General features: G+C 65.0%; 1 protein-coding gene. It reads right to left on the bottom strand.

Annotation, left to right across the window (positions count from 1 at the left end; all coding sequences use genetic code 11):
- Positions 1 to 12: 12 nt before the first annotated feature.
- Positions 13 to 1,253, bottom strand: a protein-coding gene (locus ACIQCS_RS23935) for an IS3 family transposase (protein ID WP_090423511.1) whose coding sequence is annotated in 2 segments (ribosomal slippage) — positions 13 to 899 and positions 899 to 1,253 — 1,242 coding nt in all. Because the reading frame shifts where the segments join, the coding sequence is not laid out codon by codon here.
- Positions 1,254 to 1,310: the final 57 nt, after the last annotated feature.

Genomic DNA, 1,310 nt, shown 5'->3' with positions numbered 1-1,310 from the left:
TGTCGTTGCCCCCTAATTGCCTGACGAGGCCTCGCGGGTTTGGGTGATGTACTCGCGGGGTGATCGGTAGCCTAGCGCCTTGTGCGGATGGACCTCATTGTAGTGGGTTAGCCAGCGGGGCAGTTGCTCGATGACAGTGCGTGCATCGGGCGTCGGGTTTACACGGACGTAGTCGCGCTTGAGGGTGCGCACGAAAGCTTCGGCCATGCCGTTCGATTGCGGAGAGCTGACCGGCGTGGTGCGGGGTACGAGGCCGATGTCGCGCGCGAAGCGGCGAGTATCGTGAGCAACGTAAGGGCTGCCGTTATCGCTGAGCCATTCAATGGGCGAGGCCAAGCGGTTCACCGGGCCAAAGCGATGCTCGACAGTGGCGACCATCAGATCACGGATGTCCTCGGCGGTGATGCCGCCGGTGGTAGCAACGTGCCCCATGGCCTCGCGGTCACAGCAGTCGAGTGCAAAGGCGACGCGCACCTTTTCGCCATTGTCGCAAGCGATCTCCAAGGCGTCAGAGCACCAGCGGGTGTTGCGCCGATCGACGGCAACGCGACCATCATGGCGCCGCTCCTCCCGGCTGCCGTTGTGGCGCTGAAGCAGCAGCCCGTGCACCTTCATGACCCGGTAGACCCGCTTGGGATTGGGCGCTGTGCGCCCGATCCTGGCAGCCTGGCGGCGCAGAAGGGCGTGGACCCGGCGATAACCGTAGGTGGGCAGATCGGCGATCAGCGCCCGGATGTCGCTGACCAAGTCGGTATCCGGTAGAGGCGGTCGACCTCGCCGACGTGTAGGCGACCGGTTGTGCATGGCTGACAGGTGCTGGCGGCTGACGCCCAACGCCTCGGCCACCGCGCTCACCGGTCGTCCCCTGGCAACGAGATCGAGCGCAAGAGGAGTTTTTTTGGGCCTGCGGCCCGGGAGACGGCCTCCCGCAGTATCTCGGCTTCCATAGTCTTCTTGCCCAGCAGGCGCTGCAGCTCGGCGACCTGGTTCTGCAGCGACCGGTACTCGGAGGCGGGCACCACCTCCTCGCCGGCACCGGCGGCAGTCAGCGCACCCTGCGCAACCAGCCTGCGCCAGGTGAAGATCTGGCTGCCACTGATGCCATGCTGCCGGGCTACCAGCGACACGTTCATGCCCGGCAGATACGTCTCCTCGACGATCCGGACCTTTTCCTCCGGGGTCCAGCGCCTCCGGCGCTGAACCCCGGAGAGGACCTCGCCGCCATTGTAGCGCCTAGTCGTATGCTCAGTCATATGGCTCACTCTTATCTAAGAGCGAGACCCTGTCAGGTCATTTCGGGGGCCAACTCA

It is taken from the genome of Sphingomonas sp. NPDC092440 (genome assembly GCF_044754985.1).
Classification (GTDB): domain Bacteria; phylum Pseudomonadota; class Alphaproteobacteria; order Sphingomonadales; family Sphingomonadaceae; genus Sphingomonas.
Note: the sequence above shows the minus strand (reverse complement) of the source record. Positions and strands in the feature narration are given on the sequence as shown.